Below are 23593 nucleotides of genomic sequence, written 5' to 3'. Positions count from 1 at the left end.
GAGGGATCGGCACAGGTGCCGCAGAGCGCCGGGGTCGCCCGGAGGCGTGACGAGCAGGGCTCATCCGAGCCGCGTCAGTCAACGTCAAGGGAGTCGACATGTCCGTGAACACCTCGTTCGGGCGCCACGCCTGGGCGCTCCGCTGCCGTTTCGATCGCGACACCGATCCGTCGGACGCGAGCGCTTCGCCGGCCGCCTCACCGTCTTCTTCACCGCGTCTGCGGCCCGGCATCGCCGCGCTGATCGACGCATTCCGCCGGCAGGGCCATCGCCATGCGCGGCTCGATCCGCTGGCCGGATCGCCGACCGCATCGGACGCCGGTGCATTCGACCTGTCGCGATTCGACCTCGCGGACGACGACGCTGTCGCCGAGGCGGGCGGCTCGGTGCTCGGCGTCGCGGACGCGCGGGCGCTTCGCCAGCGCTTGAGCGCGCTGTACTGCGGCGCCTTGACGCTCGACCTGAGCGCGGTGCGCGACGAGTCGCGCCGCTCGTGGTGGAGCGCGCGTTTCGAGTCGGACGATGCGCCGTTGTCCGCCGACGCGGCGCGCGCGCTGCTGCGCCGGCTCGCTCGCGTGGAGGGCTGGGAGCGTCATCTGGCGAATCGCTTTCCGCATGGCAAACGCTTCTCGCTCGAGGGCAACGAGGCGCTGCTGCCCTTGCTCGACGCCGTGCTGGAGGCTGGCGCGGCGCTGGGCGTCGACCAGGTGCTGATGGGCATGCCGCATCGCGGCCGTGTGAACGTGCTGGCCAACCTGCTGGGCCATCCCGTCGACGCGTTGATCGACTACTTCGAGCCCGCGCCGGCGCATCCCGAACGACAGCGCGATCTCGTCTATCACCTCGGCGGCACGTCGCGCGTGCAGACCGCGCACGGCGCCGTGCGCCTGCGACTGGCAAGCAACCCGTCGCACCTGCAGAGCGTCTATCCGGTCGTCGTCGGCATGGCGCGCGCGGCGCGCTCCGCGGCGGGTGACCGACCGGACCGGTGCATGGCCGTGATGATGCACGGCGACGCGGCCTTTGCCGGTCAGGGCGTGGTGATGGAGACGCTGGCGCTCGGCCTGAAGCCGGGCTACGAGGTGGGCGGCGTGATCCATGTCGTCATCAACAATCAACTGGGCTTCACCGAGCCGAACCCGATGGATGCGGGCGCCGCCCGCTACTGCACCGATGCGACGCGAGGCGTCGACGCGCCGGTGCTGCGCGTCCATGCCGACGATCCCGAGGCGGTGCTGCGCGCCGCGCGCCTGGCGGTCGACTACCGTGCGCGCTTCGGTACCGACGTGGTCATCGACCTGGTCGGGTACCGCCGCCTCGGTCATTCGGAGCACGACGTGCCGCAGCTCACCAGTCCCGCGCTGTACCGGCGCATGCCGGCGAAGCCGGGCGTGACCGCGCTGTATGCGAGGCGCCTGGCGGCAGAGGGCCGTCTCCGCGACGGGGAAGCCGCGGCCATCGCCGCGCAGGTCGATGCCTTCGACCCGTCGCGACCGCTGGAAGGTGCCGCACCGATCGCCGATGACGCGCCGCTGCGGCCGGAGGGGCACGCCCCCATCGGCGATCTGCATGACGTGCTGGAAGCGCTGGCGCAGGTGCCCGAAGGTTTCGAGCCGCACCCGCTGCTGCGCGATCAAGCCAGCCGCTGGCGCGGCATGGCCGATGACGCCCGCCGTCCCGCCGACTGGTGCACGGCGGAGACGCTCGCCTGGGCGCAGGTCCTGCGCGCGGGGACGGGCGTGCGGATCTCCGGCCTGGACGTGCAGCGCGGCACCTTCCTGCATCGGCATGCGGTGTGGCATCACCAGCGGCGGGAGGTCGATGCCGGTGGGAGCCTGCCCATTGCGGCCGCCGGCAGCATGCGCGATCACACGTGCGATGACGTGCACGAGGACAAGCGCCTGAGCGAGCCCTCGACGTGGACGCCGTTGTCCCGCTTCGCCTCGGCGGGCGCGCGACTGGAGGTCGTCAACTCGCTGCTGGCGGAGGAAGCGGTCCTGGGCTTCGAGTATGGGCACAGCGTGCACGCGCGCGATGTGCTGACGGTGTGGGAGGCTCAGTTCGGCGACTTCGTCAACGGCGCGCAGGTCTACCTCGACCAGTACCTCAGCTCCGGCGAAGAGAAGTGGGGCGACACCTCGGCGCTGACCGTGCTGCTGCCGCATGGCTACGAGGGCGTGGGGCCGGAGCACTCGAACGGTTTCCTCGCGCGCATCCTGCAGCTGTGCGGCGCGGACAACCTGCGCGTCGCGATGCCGTCGACATCGGGCCAGTACGCGGCGCTGCTGCAGCGCCAGGCGCTGGATCCGGTGCGCAAGCCGCTGATCGTGATGACGCCCAAGGCGGTGCTGCTGGCGGAGCCGCGCAGCCACACGCCGGTCGGCGTGCTCGCGGCCGGCCGCTTCGAGCCGGTGCTCGATGACGACACCCTCGACGAGGCACAGGCGGGTCGTGTACGCCGGGTCGTGCTGAGCAGCGGCAAGGTCCACTACGACCTGCTGAGCGCGCGCCAGGCGATGGCCGGATCGCTCGCCGATCCGATGGCGGGCCCGACCGCGCTGGTGCGGGTCGAGCAGCTCTACCCGTTCCCGAGCGAGTCGCTGTCGGCCGTGCTGCGGCGGTACCCGCTCCTCGAGGAACTCGTCTGGACGCAGGAGGAAACGCGCAACCAGGGCGCGTGGCACTTCGTCCGCGACGAGCTCGAGGCGCTCCTGCCCGACGGCGCGTGGCTGTGCGAGGTCTCCCGCGCCGTGACCGCGGCGGGCGCCACGGCTTCGCCGGTGATCCATCGTTGGCAGCAGGCCGAGCTGGTCCGCCAGGCGCTCGTGCCGCAGACCGCCGTGCCGGGGCGCTCGCCAGCTCGTTCGTCCTGAACGACGAAGGCGGCATCGCGCATCGCACGGTGCCGCCTTCCAGGCGTGATCAGCGCCGGGGCGGCCGTTGTGGACGGCCGCCCCGCGTTCAACCCTCCGTCACTTGATCGTCGTGAACCGCGCTTCCGGCCGGTCGTCGGAGCGGTGCGGCGTCGTGACGCTCTTCTTCATCGCCCACGGGCGCACCTGGTGGTGCAGCGGGATGAAGAACACCTCGTCGCGGATGCGCACCAGGCCTTCCTTCAGCAGCGCGTTGCGCTTGGCCACGTCGCCCTCGACCTTCGCGGCGTCGATGATCTGGTCGAGCTTCGCGTCGCTCAGGCGGAAGTAGTTGCCGCTGCCGTCCGCGCCGCCGCTGCGCGTGCGCGCCAGCGACTGCATCGTGTACAGCGCGTCATAGGTTGGCACGCCCCAGCCGTACAGGAACAGCGGGTACTCGAAGGCCTGCAGCTTCGGGCTGAAGGTGCTGAACGACTCGGTCTGCAGCCGCGCCTTGATGCCGACCTTGCTCCACATCGACACCACCGCGAGGCAGATCTCCTCGTCGTTGACGTAGCGGTTGTTGGGGCAGTTCATCGGCACGTCGAAGCCGTTCGGATAACCGGCCTCCGCGAGCAGCTTCTTCGCGCGTTCGGCGTCGACCTTGGTCGGCACGTCGATGTCCGGCGCGTTGCCGTTCACGCCCGGCGCGACCATGATGCCGGCCGGTACCGACAGGCCGCGCATCGTCGCGCGCTTGATGGCCTCGCGGTCGATGGCCAGCGACATCGCCTCGCGCACGCGCTTGTCCTTGAACGGGTTCTTGCCCGTCACGCTGCTGCCCTTGAGCTGTTCGCTGCCCTGGTCCATGCCGATGAAGATCGTGCGGGTCTCGCTGCCCTCGGCGACGTTCAATTTCGGATCGGCCTTCAGCCGGCCGACGTCCTGCGTCGGGATGTCGGACAGCAGGTCCACGTCGCCCGACAGCAGCGCCGCGACGCGCGTCGGATCGGACTTGATCGGCGTGTAGATGACCTCGTCGACATTGGTCGCGTTCTTCGCGTCCCACCAGTCCTTGTTCTGGACCATCGTGATGCGCTGGTCCGGTTGCCAGCCGGTGATCCGGTACGGCCCGGTGCCATTGGCATTGCGCGTCGCGTAGGTCTCTTCCTTGGCCTTGAAGTCCGGCAGGTTCAGCGCCTTGTTCTTCTCCGCCCAGGTCTTGCTCATGATGCGGAAGTCGACGAACTGGCGCAGCAGGATCGGGTTGGGCGCGGCCAGGATCACGTCGATGGTGTGGCTGTCGACCTTCCTGATCTCGGTGACCCCCGCCACGAACGGGTGCATGGTCCCCACCGGCTGCTTGATGCGCTGGAACGAGAACACCACGTCGTCCGCGGTGAACGGCGAGCCGTCGTGGAACTTCACGCCCTTGCGCAGCTCGAAGCGGACTTGCGTGGGGCTGATCTGCGTCCACTTCGTGGCGAGCGAGGGCTCGACCTGGTACTGGCGGTCGTAACGCGTCAGACCCTCATAGGCGTGCTGCGTGATCGCGTTCGTCGTGCTGTGGTTCTGCGAATGCGGATCCAGCGTCAGCACGTCGTTCTGAGCGGCCCAGCGCAGCGGCGCCGCCTGGGCGATGCCGACCATCGCCGCGATGGCGGCGACGCAAAGGGCGGTGCGGGCGGATCGGATCGATCCGGAGTGATTCCTCGACATGAGCGGTAGCTCCCTTGGCAACGTCGTTAAGCAAACGTGAAGTCGCCTGGATGCTAGCTGCCGGGACCCTCGGCGGGAGGCCGATCCACCCTGGGGATTGCCCCAGGGGAGGACCGGAAAATTCAGCCGCCGAGCAAGGACATCCGGGATCCGCTCATCAAACCGTCACTTGATCGTCGTGAACCGCGCTTCCGGCCGGTCGTTGGAGCGGTGCAGGGTCTGCAGGTTGGCGCGCATCGCCCACGGGCGCACCTGGTGGTGCAGCGGGATGAACAGGTACTGATCGCGCGTGCGCACCAGCGCATCGCGCAGGATCGCGTCGCGCTTGGCGGTGTCGATCTCGCTCTTGGCGGCATCGATCAGCTTGTCCAGGGCCGGGTCGCTGATCTTGGAGAAGTTGAAGCTGCCGTCCGCACCGCCGCTGCGGGTGCGCGCGAGCGCCTGCAGCGCGTAGAGCGCATCGCGCGTGGACACGCCCCAACCCAGCATGTACAGCGGCGCCTCGAAGCGCTGGAACAGCTGGCTGTGCTGCGACATCGGCTGCGCGGTCAGGCGCGCCGTGACGCCGATCTTGCTCCACATCGACACGACGGCCAGGCAGATCTTCTCGTCGTTGACGTAGCGGTTGTTGGGGCAGTTCAGCGGCAGTTCGAAGCCGTTCGGATATCCGGCGTCGGCCAGCAGCGTCTTCGCGCGGGCCAGGTCGGGCTTGGCGGGCTTGTCCAGCGCGGCGTCGTAGCCGTTGACGCCGGGCGAGACCATCAGCGACGCCGGCACCGACAGGCCGCGCATGATGCTGCGCTTGATCGCCTCGCGGTCGATGGCGATGGAGAGCGCCTCCCGGACGCGGATGTCCTTGAACGGGTTCTTGCCCTTGACCGAGGCGCCGCGCAACTCCTCGCTGCCGAGGTCCATCGCGAAGAAGATGGTGCGGGTCTCGGGCCCTTCGATCGACTTGAGCTTCGCATCGGCCTTCACCGCGGCGACGTCCTGGGTCGGCACCTCGGTCAGCAGGTCCACGTCGCCCGAGGTGAGCGCCGCGACGCGCGTCGGATCCGACTTGATCGGGATGTAGCTGACCTCGGTGATGTTGCCCTTGTTCTTGTCCCACCAGGCCTTGTTGATCGTCATCGAGACCTTCTGGTCCGGCTGCCAGGAAACGATCTCGTACGGGCCGGTGCCGTCGGTGTGGCGGCTGGCGTAGTTCTCGTCCTTGGCCTTGTAATCGGCCATCTGCGTCGCCCTGTTCTTCTCGGCCCAGACCTTGCTCATGATCCGGAAGTCGACCAGGTTGCGCAGCAGGATGGGCTGTGGCGAGTCGAGGATCAGGTCGACGGTGAAGTCGTCGACCTTCTTGATCTCCTTGATGCCGGTGACGTAGATCTGCATCGTGCCCTGCGGCTGGCGGATGCGGTCGAAGCTGAAGATCACGTCGTCCGCGGTGAAGGGCGAACCGTCGTGGAACTTCACGCCCTTGCGCAGCTCGAAGCGGACCTGCGTCGGACTGATCTGCGTCCACTTCGTGGCCAGGCAGGGCTCGATCTCCCACTGCTCGTTGTAGCGGGTCAGGCCTTCGTAGGCGTGCTGCAGGATGGCGCTCGTGGTGGTGTGGTCCTGCGAATGCGGATCCAGCGTCAGCACGTCGTTCTGCGCGGCCCAGCGCAGCGGCACGGCCTGCGCGCCGGGCGCGGCGGCGAGCGCGCCGAACGCGATCGTCAGGGACAGACTCATGCGGGCGCGCACGGATCGGGACGCTTTCGGGAAGCGGGATGTCGGGAGGCAGGACATGGGCGGACTCCGATGAAGCCTGGGCAGGCGATGCCCGGCGCATGCTATGCCCGACGGGGGCAGGCGTCGCCTAGCGCTTCTCCGGAGATGAGGGAGAAGACACCGTGGACGAGGGGGCCGTCGTCGGCTCGATGTCGGCGTCGCAGCCGATGCCGGCCGCGATCATGCGTCGCGCATAGCGGCGGATCAGGCGATTGACGAGCCCGTCCGGCCGGGGTGTTCGCCACCCGACATAGCGCGTCGGATGCACCAGCATGCCGCATCGGTACTGCTGGTCTTCCCCGGACCACTGCAGCGCGCGGCAGGCGCCTTCGCGCTTCAGGCTCACGAGCATCCCGAGCGGGCAAGGCTCGGCCAGGCAGCACACGCCGCAGCCGTTGCACGGTTGGCCGAGGGCGGGTTTGGGTGGCGCTTCCGGATGGATCCAGATGACGCTGCCTGATCGGGAGGACATGCACCACTGTAGACGGGGTTGATCCGTGTCCTTCACGGCCGCATTACGTAGACTCGACGTCCCCCTTGCCGGGGAAGACCTTACCGAGGAAGACATATGAAGAAGTTCTCTCTGAAACTGCTGGTGCTCGTCGCCGGTTTCGCGGCGCTGGGCAGCCAGGCGCAGGAGCGCGTGCGCATCGGCTTCATGAGCCCGGTCACCGGGCCGCAGGCCGGCTACGGCATCGACAACCGCGACGGCGCCGCGCTCGCCATCAAGGAACTGAACGCGAAGGGCGTGAAGGTGGGGGGCAAGCCGGTCGTGTTCGAACTCGACGTCAACGACGACGGGGCCGATCCGCGCCAGGGCGTGCAGGTGGCGCAGGCGCTGGTCGACAAGAAGATCAGGTTCGTGCTCGGCCCGTACAACTCGGGCGTGACGATGCCGGCCTCGCGCGTGTTCTCCGACGGCGGCGTGATCGTGCTGACGGTGGCGTCCAACCCTCGCATCACGCAGCAGCCCAACCAGTCCAACCTGTTCCGCATCGGCGCGACCGACAACCAGCTCGGCGCGAAGATGGCCGTCTACGCGGCGCAGGACCTGAAGGTGAAGACGGTCGCCGTCATCGACGACCGCACGGCCTACGGCCAGGGCGTCGCGCAGGAGTTCACCGCCCAGGCGACCAAGCTCGGCATCAAGGTCGTGTCCAAGGAGTTCACCAACGACAAGGCGACGGACTTCAGCAGCATCCTGACCGCCGTGAAGGCCGCCAAGCCCGACGCCGTGTTCTACGGCGGCTACTCGGCGCAGGGCGGCCCGATGCTGCGTCAGATGCGAGGCCTCGGCATCACGGTGCCGCTGCTGGGCGGCGACGGCATCTGCTCGTCGGAGACCGCCACGCTGTCGCAGATCGCGAACGACCTGAACACCTACTGCACGCAGGGTGGCGCGCTGATCGACCGCAGTGCCAAGGGCAAGCAGTTCCTGGACAAGTACAAGGCCGAGTTCAAGCGCGATCCGTTGACCTACGCCGCGTCGTTCTACGACGGCGCCTACCTGCTGGCGGGCGCCATGGAAGCGGCGCAGTCCACCGATCCGAAGAAGGTCGGCGAACATCTGGCGAAGTCGACCTACGTCGGCGTGGCCGGCGAGTACGCCTACGACGACAAGCACGACCTCAAGTCGTCCGCCGTCACGGTGTTCACGCTCAAGGGCAAGGACGTGGTGCCGCTGAAGAGCCTCTGAAAACGCCTCTTGCTCCCTCTCCCGCTTGCGGGAGAGGGCAGGGGTGAGGGATCCCTGGGGTCAGGTCTTGACGCCCAGCTCCCGCAGCCGCTCTTCCAGGTACTCATGCGCCGTGTAGCGGTCCGACAGGACCACGTCCTCGCGCGGATGCAGGAACAGCGGCAGCGAGACGCGGCTCTTCTTGGCGCCTTCGCCGGTCGGGTTGACCACGCGGTGCTGCGTCGACGGGTAGTAGCCCTGCGAGGCTTCCTGCAGCATGTCGCCGATGTTGATGATCAGCATGCCGAAGTCGCCGGGCACGTCGACCCACTCGCCATCCTTGCCCTGGACCTGCAGGCCAGGCTCGTTGGCGGCCGGCAGGATGGTCAGCAGGTTGATGTCGCCGTGCGCCGCGGCGCGCAGCGAACCCGCCGGCTCGTTACCGGTCAGCGGCGGGTAGCGCAGCACGCGCAGCAGCGTCAGCCGGCTGTCCTTGATCATGTTGGACAAGGGCTCGCGATAGTTCTTCGCGATGTCGGCCGGGGTGTGCCGCTCCACCCACGACAGCAGCTCCGCCGCCAGATCGTTGGCGATGCGGTAGTAGCGCATCGCGTCGTCCTTCAGCGCCGCCGGGATCCTTCCCCACGGGTAGATGTGGAAGTACTCCTTGATGTCCTTCTGCGCGTGGCCCTTGGCGGTCTCCGAGATCTCGGTGGAGAAGTAGCCGTCCTGGGTCTCCTTGGAGAACGCCAGCGCGTGCTTCTCGGTCCCGTTGAAGTAGCCGAGCCAGTCGGCGTAGATCTTCTCGACCAGTTCCTGGGGCAGGGGGTGATTCACCAGGACGCCGAAGCCTGTCTCGTGCAGGGAGCGGGTGAATTGCTCGGCCGCATCCGCGGCGCGGTAGTCGACGACTCGAACTTGCATGTGGGATCTCCTGTGTCCCGGGCAGTCCGCCATTCAATCTCGGGGCGGTACGCCAACCGGCAGTCTACTGCGTTGAGTTGGCTGTTCGCAAACGTTTGTAGGCCGTGAGGATCCGTTCGCTTGATCCATGTCATGGACGGGGTGCACAGGAAGTGGGCGATCCCGCAACAGCACGGGTTCCAGCGTGGTGCTACAGTCCTGCGCTTGTGACTTCAGGTCCTTCCCGTACCCCTTTTCTGGCAACAGCAAAGGCGGGTCGCAATCCGCCAACCGGTCAAGCCGTGTCGCGGAAGGTTCATAACCAGCCGATAGCTCCGGAAGCCGGGGCAGAGGTGAGCGAAAGATGATGCAGCAATACAGCTCGAACTCCTATCTGTTCGGGGGCAATGCTCCCTACGTCGAGGAGATGTACGAGCAGTACCTCGACAACCCGGGCGCCGTGCCCGACAACTGGCGCGCCTACTTCGACGCCCTGCAGCACGTCCCCGCCGTGGACGGCAGCGACAAGCGCGACGTCCCGCACGCCCCCGTCGTCGAGTCCTTCGCGCAGCGCGCCAAGGCCAACGCGCTCAACAACAAGGTGTCCTCCGCCGAGCTCGAAGTGGCCGGCAAGCAGGTGCACGTCCAGTCGCTGATCGCCGCGTATCGCACGCTCGGCTCGCGCTGGGCCGACCTGGACCCGCTCAAGCGCACCGAACGCGCCAAGATCGCGGAACTGGAACCCTCGTCCTACGGCCTCACCGAAGCCGACATGGACCGGACCTTCAGCGCCACGAACACCTATTTCACCAAGGCCGAGCGCATGACCCTGCGCGAGATCGTGCAGGCCTTGCGTGACACCTACTGCGGCTCCGTCGGCGCCGAGTTCATGCACGTCACCGAGCCGACCGAGAAGCGCTGGTGGCAGGAGCGCCTGGAGGCGATCCGCAGCAAGCCGACCTACACGGCCGAGAAGAAGCAGCAGATCCTGGAGCGCCTGACGGCCGCCGAAGGCCTGGAGCGCTACCTGCACACGAAGTACGTCGGCCAGAAGCGTTTCTCGCTGGAAGGCGGCGAGAGCTTCATCGTCTCGATGGACGAGCTGGTGAAGTGCGCCGGCGTCCGCGGCGTGCAGGAGATCGTGATCGGCATGGCCCACCGCGGCCGCCTGAACGTGCTGGTGAACACCCTGGGCAAGATGCCCAAGGACCTGTTCGCCGAGTTCGACCACACCGCCCCGGAAGACCTGCCCTCGGGTGACGTGAAGTACCACCAGGGCTTCTCCAGCGACGTGACCACCCCCGGCGGCCCCGTCCACCTGAGCCTGGCCTTCAACCCGTCGCACCTGGAGATCGTGAACCCGGTCGTCGAGGGCTCGGTCAAGGCGCGCATGGACCGTCGCGGCGACAAGACCGGCGAGCAGGTGCTGCCCGTGCTGGTGCACGGCGACGCGGCCTTCGCCGGCCAGGGCGTCGTGATGGAGACGCTGGCGCTGGCGCAGACGCGCGGCTACTACACCGGCGGCACCGTCCACATCGTCATCAACAACCAGATCGGCTTCACCACCAGCGACCCGCGCGACACGCGCTCGACGCTGTATTGCTCCGACGTCGTCAAGATGATCGAGGCCCCGGTGCTGCACGTGAACGGCGACGATCCGGAAGCGGTCGTGCTGTGCACGCAGCTGGCGCTGGACTATCGCCAGCAGTTCAAGAAGGACGTCGTCGTCGACATCGTCTGCTTCCGCAAGCTGGGCCACAACGAGCAGGACACGCCCGCGCTGACGCAGCCGCTGATGTACAAGACCATCGCCAAGCATCCGGGCACCCGCAAGCTGTACGGCGAGAAGCTGGTGGCCCAGGGCGTGCTGGACGCCGACGGCCCGGACGGCATGGTCAAGGCCTTCCGCGCCGCGATGGACGAAGGCCGTCACACCGTCGACCCGGTGCTGACCAACTTCAAGAGCAAGTACGCGACCGACTGGACCCCGTTCCTCGGCAAGAAGTGGACCGACAGCTGCGACACCGCGCTGCCGGTGGCCGAGTGGAAGCGCCTGGCCGAGAAGGTCACCACGCTGCCCGGCAACTTCAAGGCCCACACGCTGGTGGAGAAGGTCATCGCCGACCGCGCGGCCATGGGTCGCGGCGACATCAACGTCGACTGGGGCATGGGCGAGCACATGGCCTTCGCCTCGCTGGTGGCCTCGGGTTACCCGATCCGCCTGTCCGGCGAAGACTGCGGCCGCGGCACGTTCACGCACCGCCACGCGGTGCTGCACGACCAGAACCGCGAGCGCTTCGACGAAGGCATCTACATCCCGCTGCAGAACGTCGCGGAAGGCCAGGCCCCGTTCGTCGTGATCGACTCGATCCTGTCGGAAGAGGCCGTGCTGGGCTTCGAATACGGCTACGCCGCCGCCGACCCGCACACGCTGACCATCTGGGAAGCGCAGTTCGGCGACTTCGTGAACGGCGCGCAGGTCGTCATCGACCAGTTCATCGCCTCGGGCGAAGTGAAGTGGGGCCGCTCCAACGGTCTGACGATGATGCTGCCGCACGGCTACGAAGGCCAGGGCCCCGAGCACAGCTCGGCCCGCCTGGAGCGCTTCATGCAGCTGGCCGCCGACAACAACATGCAGATCGTCCAGCCGACGACGGCGTCGCAGATCTTCCATCTGCTGCGTCGCCAGATGCTGCGCATGTTCCGCAAGCCGCTGGTCATCCTGACGCCCAAGTCGCTGCTGCGCGCCAAGGACGCCACGTCCCCGGTCAGCGAGTTCACCAAGGGCGAGTTCCGCACCGTCATCGGCGAGACGAGCGCCGAGATCGACGCGAGCAAGGTCAAGCGCGTGATCGCCTGCTCCGGCAAGGTGGCCTACGACCTGATCAAGGCCCGTGGCGACAAGAAGGATGTCGCGATCATCCGCGTCGAACAGCTGTATCCGTTCCCGCACAAGGCGTTCGCGGCCGAGCTCAAGAAGTACCCGAACCTCGCCGAGATCGTGTGGTGCCAGGACGAGCCGCAGAACCAGGGCGCCTGGTTCTTCGTGCAGCACTACATCCACGAGAACATGGCCGACGGCCAGAAGCTCGGATACGCGGGCCGTCCCGCCTCGGCCTCGCCGGCCGTCGGCTACGCCCACCTGCACCAGGAACAGCAGAAGGCGCTGCTGGAGCAGGCCTTCGGGAAACTGAAGGGTTTCGTGCTGACCAAGTGAGTCATTGCGGACGCCGCGCGCCGCAATGACACCGGCGCCGGGGACGGGCACAAGCTCCCCGGCGACCGGCAGGCGCAAGGCTCCGGTTTACTGAAAAACCGAGAGAAAAAACATCATGGCAATCGTTGAAGTCAAAGTCCCCCAGCTGTCCGAATCGGTCGCCGAAGCGACCCTGCTCCAGTGGAAGAAGAAGCCCGGCGACGCCGTGGCCATCGATGAGATCCTGATCGAGATCGAGACCGACAAGGTCGTGCTCGAAGTGCCGGCGCCGTCCGCCGGCGTGCTGGCCGAACTGGTCGTCGGCGACGGCGGTACCGTCACGTCGGACCAGGTCATCGCCAAGATCGACTCCGAAGGCAAGGCCGGCGCCGCGGCTCCGGCCGCCGCCGCTCCGGCTCCCGCTGCCGCCGCCGCCGCACCGGCCGCCGCTGCCGCCTCGTCGGACAGCAAGGCCGGCGTCGCGATGCCCGCCGCCGCGAAGATCATGGCCGACAACAACCTGCCCGCCGGCTCGGTGTCCGGCACCGGCAAGGATGGCCGCGTGACCAAGGGCGACGTGCTGGGCGCGATCGAAGGCGGCGCCAAGCCGGCCGCGATCCCCGCGCCGGTGCAGGCCCCGGCCGCTCCGGCCAAGGCGCCGCTGCAGGCGGTCGCCGCGCCCGTGTCCGCCAACCTGGGCGACCGTCCGGAACAGCGCGTGCCGATGAGCCGCCTGCGCGCCCGCATCGCCGAGCGCCTGCTGCAATCGCAATCGACCAACGCCATCCTGACCACGTTCAACGAAGTGAACATGGCCCCGGTGATGGAGCTGCGCAAGAAGTTCCAGGACAGCTTCACCAAGGAACACGGCACGAAGCTCGGCTTCATGAGCTTCTTCGTGAAGGCCGCCGTGCACGCGCTGAAGAAGTACCCGGTGCTGAACGCCTCGGTCGACGGCAACGACATCGTCTATCACGGCTACTTCGACATCGGCATCGCCGTCGGCTCGCCGCGCGGCCTGGTTGTGCCCATCCTGCGCAATGCGGACCAGATGAGCTTCGCCGACATCGAGAAGAAGATCGCCGAGTTCGGCAAGAAGGCCCAGGAAGGCAAGCTCGGCATCGAAGAGATGACCGGCGGCACCTTCTCGATCTCCAACGGCGGCACCTTCGGTTCGATGCTGTCGACGCCCATCATCAACCCGCCGCAATCGGCCATCCTGGGCGTGCACGCGACCAAGGACCGTGCCGTCGTCGAGAACGGCCAGATCGTGATCCGTCCGATCAACTACCTGGCGATGTCCTACGACCACCGCATCATCGACGGCCGTGAAGCCGTGCTGGGTCTCGTGGCCATGAAGGACGCGCTGGAAGATCCGGCTCGCCTCCTGTTCGACATCTAAGCCAAGGACGATCGACACATGAGCAAGCAATTCGACGTCGTCGTCATCGGCGGCGGCCCCGGCGGCTACATCGCGGCGATCCGCGCGGCGCAACTGGGCTTCAACACGGCCTGCATCGACGAGTGGAAGAACGACAAGGGCGGTCCCGCCCTGGGCGGCACCTGCACCAACGTCGGCTGCATCCCGTCCAAGGCCCTGCTGCAGTCGAGCGAGCACTTCGAGCACGCCGGCCACGGCTTTGCCGACCACGGCATCTCGATGAACGACCTGAAGATCGACATCGCCAAGATGATCGGTCGCAAGGACGCCGTCGTGAAGCAGAACAACGACGGCGTGCAGTACCTGTTCAAGAAGAACAAGGTCACGTTCTTCCACGGCCGCGGCTCGTTCGTGGCGGCGAAGGACGGCGCTTACGAGCTGAAGGTCGCCGGCGCCGCCGAGGAGACCATCACGACCAAGCACGTGATCGTCGCCACCGGCTCCAACGCCCGCCAGCTGCCGGGTGCCCCGTTCGACGAGACCAACATCCTGTCCAACGACGGCGCGCTGCGCATCCCGGCCGTGCCGAAGAAGCTGGGCGTGGTCGGTTCCGGCGTCATCGGCCTGGAAATGGGCTCGGTGTGGCGCCGCCTGGGCGCCGAGGTGACGATCCTGGAAGCGCTGCCCGCCTTCCTGGGCGCCGCCGACGAGTCCGTCGCCAAGGAAGCCGCCAAGGTCTTCAAGAAGCAGGGCCTGAACATCGAGCTGGGCGTGAAGATCACCAGCGTCGAGAACGGCAAGGACGGCGTGGCCGTGAAGTACACGGATGCCAAGGGCGGCGAGCAGACGCTGGCGGTCGACAAGCTGATTGTCTCGATCGGCCGCACGGCCAACACCATCGGCCTGAACCCCGAAACCGTGGGCCTGAAGCTCGATGAGCGCGGCGCCGTGATCGTCGACGACGAGTGCAAGACCAACCTGCCCAACGTGTGGGCCATCGGCGACGTCGTGCGCGGACCGATGCTGGCGCACAAGGCCGAGGAAGAAGGCGTTGCCGTGGCCGAGCGCATCGCCGGCCAGCACGGTCACGTCAACTTCAACACGATCCCGTGGGTCATCTACACGAGCCCCGAGATCGCGTGGGTCGGCAAGACCGAACAGCAGCTGAAGGCGGACGGCGTGGCCTACAAGGCGGGCCAGTTCCCGTTCCTGGCCAACGGCCGCGCGCGCGCGCTGGGCGACACGACCGGCTTCGTCAAGTTCCTGGCCGACGCCAAGACCGACGAGATCCTGGGCGTGCACATCATCGGCCCGATGGCCTCGGAGCTGATCGCCGAGTCCGTGGTCGCGATGGAGTTCAAGGCCTCGGCCGAGGACATCGCCCGCATCTGCCACGCGCACCCGTCGCTGAGCGAAGCGACCAAGGAAGCGGCCCTGGCCATCGACAAGCGCACGCTGAACTTCTGAGCTCCGGCTCGAAGCGCATCGGACGCATGAACGGAAGGGGCGGCGCGAGTCGCCCCTTTTTCCATCTTGTCCGCGCTGCGCAGGTTCCCTGATCTGAACGTCTCGAACGCCGCCGCTTGACCACCGCATGACTACCGTTACCGAGCTCTACCACCAGACCCTCGCCGAACGCGGCTACACCGCCGACGCGGCCCAGTTGCGCGCCGTCGCCTCGCTGCAGCGCTGCCAGGACGAATGGGCCGACTACAAGGCGCGGCGCTCCAATGCGGTGACCAAGTTCCTGGTGCGGCCGCCGCTGCCGCGCGGCGTGTACATGTTCGGCGGCGTCGGCCGCGGCAAGAGCTTCCTGATGGACTGCTTCTTCCAGGCCGTGCCGCTGACGCGCAAGACCCGGCTGCACTTCCACGAGTTCATGCGCGAGGTCCATCGAGAGCTGCAGGAACTCAAGGGCATCCAGGACCCGCTGGACGAGCTCGGCAAGCGCATCGCGCGGCGCTTCCGGCTGATCTGCTTCGACGAGTTCCACGTCGCCGACGTCACCGACGCGATGATCCTGTACCGGCTGCTCGACGCGCTGTTCAAGAACCGCGTGTCGATCGTGACGACGTCCAACTTCCATCCGGACGGGCTCTACCCGAACGGGCTGCACCGCGACCGCATCCTGCCGGCGATCGAATTGCTGAAGCAGAACCTGGAAGTCATCAACGTCGACAACGGCACCGATTACCGGCAGCGCTCGCTCGAGCATGTCGAGCTCTATCACACGCCGCTGAACGCGCAGACCGAGGCGGCGCTGACGACGGCCTTCGAATCGCTGGCCGAGGCGCGTGACGAGGACCCGATCCTGCACATCGAGCACCGCGAGATCCGCTCCCGGCGCCGCGCCGGCGGCGTGGTGTGGTTCGACTTCTCGGAACTCTGCGGCGGGCCGCGCTCGCAGAACGACTACCTGGAACTGGCGACGCAGTTCCACACGATCATCCTGTCCAACGTGCCGGCGATGCCGCCACGGCTGGCCAGCGAGGCGCGCCGCTTCACGCTGCTGGTCGACGTGCTGTACGACCGGCGCGTGAAGCTGATCATCTCCGCGGCCGTTCCGGCGGAGCAGCTGTACACCGAGGGCCCGCTGGCGCACGAGTTCCCGCGCACCGTGTCGCGGCTGCAGGAGATGCAGTCGAAGGAATACCTGGAGCTCGAGCGTCGCGACGTCGATACCCGGTTGACCTGACCCCTGTTCCTGCGCGTCCACGCCCATCCCCACTCGCGGTTCCCTCCGATTGGGGTGTAGGGAAGTCACCGGCGGGCGTGTCACTGGAACGAGCGTCGCCGGATGCGATGATCACGTCCATGACTTTCCGCCCAGTCCTTGTTCTCCTGCCGATGGCGCTGTCGGGCATGGCTGCCTCGACGGCCGTCTGCGCGGCGGAGATGACCCGCGCCGAGATCGGCGCCGCCCGCGCGCGCATCGAGCAGACCTACCAGGCCAAGGTCCGCGAGTGCAACCAGCGTTTCGTCGTCACCGGCTGCCTGGAAGACGCCCGCGACGAACGCATCCGCCAGCTGCGACCGCTGGACCACGCCGAACACCAGGTCAATGCCGAGGAGCGCCAGCGTCGCAGCGCCGCCGCGCGCGAGCGCGTCCAGCAGAACGAGCGCGAGGCGGCCAAGGACGAAGCCCGGCGCAAGACCGAATCGGTGCGGGAAGCGGCTCAGCCGGCATCGGCGCCGACGGTGCCGGGGGCGCGTACACCGCGCGCCAATCCGGAACTGCATCAACGCCGCGAGGCCAAACTGGATGCCGAGGCGAAGGCCGAGGCGGCCAAGCGCCGCGAGGCCGCCGCGGAGCGCCGTCAGAAGGCGTTGGACCGCCAGCGCAAGGCCGGTGAGCAGCAGTTGCGCTCGGCGGGGAAGGCGGCCTCCGCGGCGTCCGCGCCCGTCGGCAAGAACACGAAGCCGCCCGCGGCCCATCTGCCGACGCCGTCGGCCTCCGACATCCGCGCGTTGCCCAAGCCCTGAAGCGTCGAAGCGGGGAGCGCGTCATCCGATCCCCGAGGCGCTCAATGCAAAACGCCGGTCGCGAGACCGGCGTTCTTCATGGCGAGGCGGGGAGGGCGCCCGCCCGGCGTCACTCGAGCGGATCCACCCGCACGATCGCCAGCGACAGGTTGTCGCCGGTGCCCTTGGCGCGCTGGCGCGCCTTGTTGACCAGCAGCTCGGCGCCGTCGCGCGGCGGCAGGCTGTGCATCACCGTGCCGAGCTCGGCCGGCGAGAAGTAGTGCCACAGCCCGTCGCTGCAGCACATCAGCGTGTCGCCGTGCTCCAGGTGCTCGATGTAGGACTCGACCGGCGTCGGTTCCTGCACGGTGCCCAGGCAGGCGGTCAGCAGGTTCGACTGCGGATGGACCAGCGCCTCGTCCTCGGTGATCTGGCCTTCGTCGACCAGGCGCTGCACGTAGGACTGGTCCAGCGACCGCGTCACCATGTTGGGACCGCGGAAGTGGTAGATCCGCGAGTCGCCGGTATGGATCCAGAAGCAGCGCCGGTCCGACGTCAGCAGGTAGGCGGCCAGCGTGCTGTGCGGCTCCTCCTCGGCCGAGATCGCCGTCAGGCGGATCATCAGGTGGGCTTCGGACACGATCTGGCGCAGCAGCTCGGATTCGTCCTCCTCCCCGGGGACGAAACGTTCGAACAGTTGCTGGGCGGTGAGGATGACCTGGTCGGCGGCCTTGCGGCCGCCGCTCTTGCCGCCCATGCCGTCGGCGACGATGCCGAGCACGCAACCGCTCTGTCTGGGATGGGCGATGACCTGGACCTGATCCTGCTGGTACAGACGATCGCCGCGATGGATGCCGGTGGCGGCGCTGAGGCGATAGCCTGGGGTGTTGCGACTCATCCCAAAACTATAATCGTCCGGCTCGGCTTCCCGGTCGGGTGGTTCCCCGTTTATGGATGAACAACTTCACTCTCCAGCGCGCCGTCTGATTGAACTTCGCATCGCCCATGCGGAGTTGGACGGCCGTATCGACGCATTGATGGGCGCCGTGCGCGCCGACGTCGTCGCGGACATCAGTCCGGTTCCGGCCATCGGGGCCATCGCGGCGATCGCTGGCGAGCTGGCCCTGCCGCCCGTCGACGAGCTGACGCTGCGCCGGTTGAAGAAGCAACGCCTGGCGCTGCGCGACGAGATCGCGCGGCTCGAACGGGCCAGCGATCCCGATGAGCCGGCCTGACCGTCACGATCCCGCCATCAACGACTCGACCGACCACTCCTCCGAGGATTCGACCGACGATCTGATGGCTGACGCTCCCTGGGGCGCGGCCGAGGCGTCGCCGGCGCTGGCGGCGTCCCGCGCCCGCGCGGCGGCCGAGGAGCTCCGCCCGGGTGAGCTGGAACAGTCGGTGATCGCCGCGTTCGACACGGGCGGTCCGCTGTCACGACATGGCCCCGGCTATGCGCCCCGAGCGCCTCAGCAGCGCATGGCGCTGGCCGTCGCGCAGGCGATCGCCGGGCGCGACACGCTGGTCGTCGAGGCCGGCACCGGCGTCGGCAAGACCTTCGCGTACCTGGTGCCGGCGCTGCTCAGCGGCGGCCGCACGCTGATCAGCACCGCGACGAAGAGCCTGCAGGACCAGCTCTTCATGCGCGACCTGCCGCGGCTGCTGGACACCTTCGCGCTGCCGCTGCGCGCCGCGTTGCTGAAGGGGCGAGGGAGTTACCTCTGCTTGCACCGGCTGCAGCAGGCGCGCCACAGTGCGGAGCTGCCTGATCGACGCGCCGTCGCGCAACTCGCGCGCATCGAGCGCTGGGCGATGACGACGCACACCGGCGACTTCGCGGAGATCGACGGCATGGACGAGCGCTCGCCGGTGATCCCGATCGTCAGCTCGACGCGCGACAACTGTCTGGGCACCGACTGCCCGTCCTACCGCGACTGCCACGTCGTGAAGGCACGGCGCGAGGCGATGGAGGCGGATCTGGTCGTCGTGAACCACCACCTGTTCTTCGCCGACCTGGTGCTGCGCGACAGCGGCGTCGCGGAGCTGCTGCCCAGCGTCGAAGTCGCGATCTTCGACGAGGCGCATCAACTCCCCGAAGCCGGTCTGAACTTTCTGGGCCGTCTGCTGGGCAGCGCCCAGCTGTTCGACTTCGGACGCGACATGCTCGCGCAAGGCCTGGCACATGCGCGCGGGCTGCAGGAGTGGCAGGCCATCTCCGGCGGCGTCGAGCGCGCGGCCCGTGCGCTGCGGCTGGCCTGTGCCGGCGGACGCGAACTGCGTGGCGTGCTCAAGCTGCGCTGGAGCGAGTGTTCGGGCCGCGCCGATTTCGAGGAGGCGCTGGTGCAGGTCACGCAGGCGATCGAGCTCAGCGTGGACGCTCTTGCGACGGTGATGGAAGTCGGGCCGGACCTCGTGCGCCTGCACGAGCGCGCGGTCGAGCTCTACAAGACGGCGCAGCTGTTCGCGCGGGCGCCGGATCCGGGCGCGGTGCGCTGGGTCGATGTCGGCACGCACCAGGTCCGCCTGATGGAATCGCCGCTGGACATCCGCGAGGCGATGCAGGAAGCGCTCGCCAGCACGCCCAAGGCCTGGGTGTTCACGTCGGCCACGCTGGGCGAGGACGACGCACTCACCTGGTTCACCGAGCCCGCCGGTCTGGGGCAGGCGCGCACGCTGCGTGTCGGCAGCCCGTTCGACTACGCGTCACACGCGCGGCTCTACGTGCCCAAGCATTTCCCGAAGCCCTCGGAGCCCGACCATGGCGAATCGGTGGGCTGGCTCGGCGCGCGCCTGGCGGCGCGACTCGGCGGTCGCACCTTCATCCTGACGACGACGCTGCGTCAGCTGCAGACGGTGGCCGACGTGCTGCGCCAACGCTTCGAGGAAGGCGGCCATCGCATCGAGGTGCTGGTGCAAGGCACGATGCCGAAGCGACAGCTGCTGCAGCAGTTCGTCGATCAGCCAGCGTCGGTGCTGGTCGGCTCGGCGAGTTTCTGGGAAGGCATCGACGTGCCCGGCGACGCGTTGCAATGCGTGCTCATCGACAAGCTGCCGTTCCCGCCGCCGAACGATCCGCTGGTCGAAGCCCGCGTCGCGCGCCTGGAGTCCGAGGGCCGCAACCCCTTCATGGAGTACTTCGTCGCCGAGGCCGCGATCGCGCTGAAGCAGGGCGCCGGCCGCCTGATCCGCACCGAGACCGACCGCGGCCTGCTCGTCGTCTGCGATCCGCGCCTGGCCGGCTCGCACTACGGCAAGCGCCTGCGCGAGGCTCTCCCTCCAATGACGCAGGTACCCGACGAGACGACGGCGCAGGCCTGGCTCGCCGAGCTGAAGGCCGCTCACGACGCCTGAACGAAACAGCCCGCTCGAGAGCGGGCTGTTTCCTTCCGATGGCGAGCTTCGGCCCACCACAGCATCACCAGATGACCCACCAAGCCCTGTCTTTAGGTTTGGCCTTTCCAGTCGTCAGGTAATAACTGTCCGGGAAGCTTGCCTGCAGCACGCGGCGGCTGTCATCGCGCAGCTGTTCCAGGCCGAGCTTGTCATAGCTCTGCACCATCAGGAACAGCGCCTCTTCCAGCGCGGGTGCGTTCTGGAATTCCATCAACGCGGCCTGCCCACGGTTCGCCGCCGCGAGATACGCGCCGCGGTTGTAGTAGTAGCGCGCCACATGCACCTCGTAGGCCGCGAGGCTGTTGGTGATGTAGTCGATGCGGATGCGGCCGTCCTCGGAGTACTTCGATTCCGGGAACTGCTCCACCAGCTGCTTGAACGCCTGCATCGAATCGCGCGCGGCCTGCTGGTCGCGTTCGCTGATGTCCTGGCGGGCGATGCGGCCGAACAGGCCGAGGTCGTCGTTGAAGTTGACCAGGCCCTTCATGTACAGCGCGTAGTCCAGCGCCGGGCTCGACGGGTTGAGCTTGATGAAGCGGTCCAGCACCGTCACGGCCTGCACGCGCTCGCCGCTCTTGTAGTTCGCCCAGGCCAGGTCCAGCTGCGCCTGCTGGCCCAGCGTCGTGCCCGCGGCGCGGCCTTCGATGCGTTCCAGCGTCTTGATCGCCCGGTCGTAGGAGCCGGAGAGCATGTCCTCCTTGGCCTCTGCGTACAATTTCTCCAGGTTGGCCTGGGAATTCGGGTCCTCCTTGGGGGCCGACGAACAGGCCGCCAGCCCCAGCACGGCAGCGGCCGCGGCGGTCATCGCCACGCAGCGCCACGCGGCGCGCCAGGAGCCGGACGCTTCAGAAGAATCCGCGGTCCGGCGGCGCAACACCCGAGTCTCGATCATGGTCCACAGGGCGCGCGCCACGGCGGCCCTCATCTGAAATTGGAGCGGCGATTATATGGTTCAGGTCGGTCACGACCCGGCGGCGCAGGACGGGCTTTACCCTGGTGAGAAACCAGGGGAGGCGCCGGCGCAGGCAGCCCTCTCCGAGGGCGTCGACGACGCCCAGGACGTCGGGGTCGACGTCCCCGAACGCCGCAGCGCCGAGGCCGGACGCGAGGAGATCGCGCTGCGCCTCGACAAATGGCTGGTGCAGCTGGCGCCGGAGTTCTCGCGCAGTCACCTGCAGGGCCTGATCGAGCGCGGTTGCGTCACGCTCGACGGACAGCTCGTCACCCACGCGTCGCGCAAGCCCCGGCTTGGGCAGACGCTGGTCGTCGACCTGGTCCCGACCGAGGAAGCGCTGGCCTTCCGCCCGGAACCCCTCGCGCTCGACATCGTCTTCGAGGACGAGCACCTGCTCGCGGTGAACAAGCCGGCCGGGCTGGTCGTCCATCCGGCCGCGGGCAACTGGTCCGGCACGCTGATGAACGGGCTGCTGGCCCATCACGCCAAGGCGGCGACGCTGCCGCGCGCGGGCATCGTGCATCGGCTGGACAAGGACACGTCGGGCCTGATGGTCGTCGGCAAGACGCTGCCGGCGGTCACTGCGCTCATGCGGATGATCGCGGCCCGGGAGGTCCATCGCGAGTACCTGGCCCTGGTCCATGGCCGCACGCCCGACGAGTGGATCGTCGACGCACCGATCGGCCGCGATCCGCAGTCGCGCACGCGGATGGCCGTCGTGGGTGGCGGCAAGCCGGCGCGCACCGATTTCTTCAAGCTGGCCGAGGGCGAGTGGCAGGACGCGCGCGGCCTGAACCGAACCGTCTCCGCGCTGCACTGTGTGCTGCATTCGGGGCGCACGCATCAGATCCGCGTGCACGCCGCGCACCGCGGACATGCGCTGGTGTCGGACGCCCTCTACGGCGGGGCCGAGGCGCTGGGCGTGCCGCGCCAGGCGCTGCATGCCGCGCGGCTCGGTTTCGCCCATCCGATCACCGGCGAACCGCTGCGCTTCGAGGCCCCGTTGCCGGCCGATCTGGCGTCCGGGTGGCGCGTCTCGGGTTTGCCCGATCCGGTGTTCTGAGAGCGGTGCGCCCGCTCGCGCTACAATGCGTCCCAGTACTTGCGCTGAGACCAACGTGAAGAGCGTGCGCAAGACGGCGGCGGGCTGGCAGTCGACCCCGTTCGCAGCGCAGGCCGCACACCGACGCGGCGCCCCACTGACCGGCCGGATCCACCACTGAGCGGCGGCCGTTGGAGCACAGAGCTCCCAAGCAAGCAGATCGAATCCGTCCGGCGCGGCCCGTTGCCGTCGCCGGCGCCCAAGATGGCGACACACACCGATTTGACCGGCCTCCAGGCCGGCCTGACGAACTGAGTTCATGGATACGCAGGAGGCGAAGCGGGTCCTGGAAACGGCGTTGCTGTGCGCGCAGGCGCCGCTGACGCTGCGTGACATGCGCTCGCTGTTCGCGGACGAGCTCAACGGCGACAGCGTGCGGACGCTGCTCGACGAGTTGCTGCGCGAGTGGGAAGGGCGCGGCGTCGAGCTGGTGGCGCTGTCCTCCGGCTGGCGCTTCCAGAGCCGGCCCGAGATGCGCGAACATCTGGACCGGCTGCACCCGGAGAAGCCGCCGAAGTATTCGCGGGCGGTGCTGGAGACGCTGGCGATCATCGCCTACCGTCAACCGGTGACGCGCGGGGACATCGAGGACATCCGCGGCGTGGTGGTGGCGACGCCCATCATCAAGCAGCTCGAGGACCGCGACTGGATCGAGGTCATCGGGCATCGCGAGGCGCCGGGCCGGCCGGCGCTGTATGCGACGACGAAGCATTTCCTGGACGACCTGGGGCTGCATTCGCTGGAGCAATTGCCGGCCTTGATCCAGGGCGGCGACCCGACGCCGATCGCCGGGGCGCTGCAGGCCTCGCTGCTCGAGGAACCGCCCGGCGACGTGGTCGTCGAGCTCGATCCGCCGGCGCCGGAGATCCAGCCGGGCGAGCCGGTGGCGGAGGTCGAGGCCGCTGAAACGGTGGGAAGCGCCCAAACCGGCGAGCCCGCCGAAACCGTCGACGCGGCAGAAGTTGCCGAGACGGCGGAAGTCGCGGAGACGGCAGAGGCTGCCGAGACCGTCGAGACCGCTGAAACGAACCTGGCGGCGCCCGAATCTTCGGACGCCGCCACTGAAGACGAATCCAAGCCGGCCGCCTCGCGTGATCCGGGTGAAGAACCACAGGCCGGGGCCGTCAACCCCGAGCCCACTTGAGCGCCCCGGGAAGGGGCCGTGTCCACCGCTGACAAGGT

Annotated in this window: 17 protein-coding genes; 11 read left to right on the top strand and 6 right to left on the bottom strand. The window is 68.1% G+C overall.

Features of this window, described 5'->3' with window-relative positions; translation table 11 throughout:
* The first annotated feature begins 98 nt into the window (after window positions 1–98).
* Window positions 99–2873 (top strand): 2-oxoglutarate dehydrogenase E1 component, encoded by a 2775-nt coding sequence (locus tag AC1VNM_RS13935; RefSeq protein ID WP_483107310.1) that lies wholly within the window; start codon window positions 99–101, stop codon window positions 2871–2873.
* 99 nt (window positions 2874–2972) lie between these two features.
* Here AC1VNM_RS13935 and AC1VNM_RS13930 read toward each other — a convergent pair whose 3' ends face one another.
* From AC1VNM_RS13930 to AC1VNM_RS13920, 3 genes are all read right to left on the bottom strand, one after another.
* Window positions 2973–4571: an ABC transporter substrate-binding protein gene (locus AC1VNM_RS13930; protein WP_483107309.1), complete on the bottom strand. Its 1599-nt coding sequence runs from the start codon at window positions 4569–4571 to the stop codon at window positions 2973–2975.
* A gap of 165 nt (window positions 4572–4736) precedes the next feature.
* On the bottom strand, window positions 4737–6302 hold the full coding sequence (locus AC1VNM_RS13925) for an ABC transporter substrate-binding protein (RefSeq protein ID WP_483107308.1): 1566 nt from the start codon (window positions 6300–6302) through the stop codon (window positions 4737–4739).
* Between the two features lie 127 nt (window positions 6303–6429).
* Window positions 6430–6813, bottom strand: coding sequence for a hypothetical protein (locus AC1VNM_RS13920; protein WP_483107307.1), 384 nt, complete (start codon window positions 6811–6813; stop codon window positions 6430–6432).
* A gap of 96 nt (window positions 6814–6909) precedes the next feature.
* Between AC1VNM_RS13920 and AC1VNM_RS13915 the strand changes: the two genes are divergently transcribed.
* Window positions 6910–8037 carry a branched-chain amino acid ABC transporter substrate-binding protein gene (locus AC1VNM_RS13915; protein ID WP_483107306.1) on the top strand — a complete coding sequence of 376 codons (1128 nt, stop codon included), beginning with the start codon at window positions 6910–6912 and terminating at the stop codon, window positions 8035–8037.
* A 60-nt stretch (window positions 8038–8097) separates the two neighbouring features.
* Here the strand turns inward: AC1VNM_RS13915 and AC1VNM_RS13910 are convergent, their stop codons facing one another.
* Window positions 8098–8940, bottom strand: a complete 843-nt coding sequence (locus AC1VNM_RS13910; RefSeq protein WP_377152616.1) for an isopenicillin N synthase family dioxygenase — start codon at window positions 8938–8940, stop codon at window positions 8098–8100.
* A gap of 343 nt (window positions 8941–9283) precedes the next feature.
* Between AC1VNM_RS13910 and AC1VNM_RS13905 the strand changes: the two genes are divergently transcribed.
* The 5 genes from AC1VNM_RS13905 to AC1VNM_RS13885 all read left to right on the top strand — a co-directional run bounded on the left by AC1VNM_RS13905 (window position 9284) and on the right by AC1VNM_RS13885 (window position 16979).
* The gene (locus AC1VNM_RS13905) at window positions 9284–12136 is read left to right on the top strand and encodes a 2-oxoglutarate dehydrogenase E1 component (RefSeq protein WP_431104735.1); all 2853 of its coding nucleotides are present in this window, start codon (window positions 9284–9286) and stop codon (window positions 12134–12136) included.
* Window positions 12137–12251: 115 nt separating this feature from the next.
* Entirely contained in the window at window positions 12252–13517 is a 1266-nt protein-coding gene (gene odhB / locus AC1VNM_RS13900) for a 2-oxoglutarate dehydrogenase complex dihydrolipoyllysine-residue succinyltransferase (RefSeq protein WP_483107305.1), read from the top strand.
* Between the two features lie 18 nt (window positions 13518–13535).
* Entirely contained in the window at window positions 13536–14963 is a 1428-nt protein-coding gene (lpdA, locus tag AC1VNM_RS13895) for a dihydrolipoyl dehydrogenase (RefSeq protein ID WP_483107304.1), read from the top strand.
* A 127-nt stretch (window positions 14964–15090) separates the two neighbouring features.
* Entirely contained in the window at window positions 15091–16191 is a 1101-nt protein-coding gene (gene zapE / locus AC1VNM_RS13890) for a cell division protein ZapE (protein WP_483107303.1), read from the top strand.
* Between the two features lie 119 nt (window positions 16192–16310).
* Window positions 16311–16979: a hypothetical protein gene (locus AC1VNM_RS13885; RefSeq protein WP_377152625.1), complete on the top strand. Its 669-nt coding sequence runs from the start codon at window positions 16311–16313 to the stop codon at window positions 16977–16979.
* Between the two features lie 109 nt (window positions 16980–17088).
* On the opposite strand, the gene AC1VNM_RS13880 is transcribed toward AC1VNM_RS13885, so the two are convergent.
* The gene (locus tag AC1VNM_RS13880) at window positions 17089–17856 is read right to left on the bottom strand and encodes a PP2C family protein-serine/threonine phosphatase (RefSeq protein ID WP_377152627.1); all 768 of its coding nucleotides are present in this window, start codon (window positions 17854–17856) and stop codon (window positions 17089–17091) included.
* A 52-nt stretch (window positions 17857–17908) separates the two neighbouring features.
* On the opposite strand from AC1VNM_RS13880, the gene AC1VNM_RS13875 reads away from it, so the two are divergent.
* Together AC1VNM_RS13875 and yoaA are read left to right on the top strand one after the other, a co-directional pair.
* Window positions 17909–18193, top strand: coding sequence for a YdcH family protein (locus AC1VNM_RS13875; RefSeq protein WP_377152629.1), 285 nt, complete (start codon window positions 17909–17911; stop codon window positions 18191–18193).
* Entirely contained in the window at window positions 18180–20312 is a 2133-nt protein-coding gene (gene yoaA / locus AC1VNM_RS13870; protein ID WP_483107302.1) for a DNA repair helicase YoaA, read from the top strand. The genes AC1VNM_RS13875 and yoaA overlap by 14 nt, the downstream gene beginning before the upstream one ends.
* Before the next feature lie 64 nt (window positions 20313–20376).
* Here yoaA and AC1VNM_RS13865 read toward each other — a convergent pair whose 3' ends face one another.
* Window positions 20377–21159, bottom strand: coding sequence for an outer membrane protein assembly factor BamD (locus AC1VNM_RS13865; RefSeq protein WP_483109277.1), 783 nt, complete (start codon window positions 21157–21159; stop codon window positions 20377–20379).
* A 142-nt stretch (window positions 21160–21301) separates the two neighbouring features.
* On the opposite strand from AC1VNM_RS13865, the gene AC1VNM_RS13860 reads away from it, so the two are divergent.
* Both AC1VNM_RS13860 and scpB read left to right on the top strand, forming a co-directional pair.
* The gene (locus AC1VNM_RS13860) at window positions 21302–22372 is read left to right on the top strand and encodes an RluA family pseudouridine synthase (RefSeq protein WP_483107301.1); all 1071 of its coding nucleotides are present in this window, start codon (window positions 21302–21304) and stop codon (window positions 22370–22372) included.
* A gap of 298 nt (window positions 22373–22670) precedes the next feature.
* Window positions 22671–23555, top strand: coding sequence for an SMC-Scp complex subunit ScpB (gene scpB, locus AC1VNM_RS13855; RefSeq protein WP_483107300.1), 885 nt, complete (start codon window positions 22671–22673; stop codon window positions 23553–23555).
* Window positions 23556–23593 lie beyond the last annotated feature (38 nt).

Source organism: Mitsuaria sp. MSU3D (genome assembly GCF_056867975.1).
The sequence above is the reverse complement of the archived record's forward strand: the minus strand, read 5'-3'. Positions and strand labels throughout refer to the sequence as shown.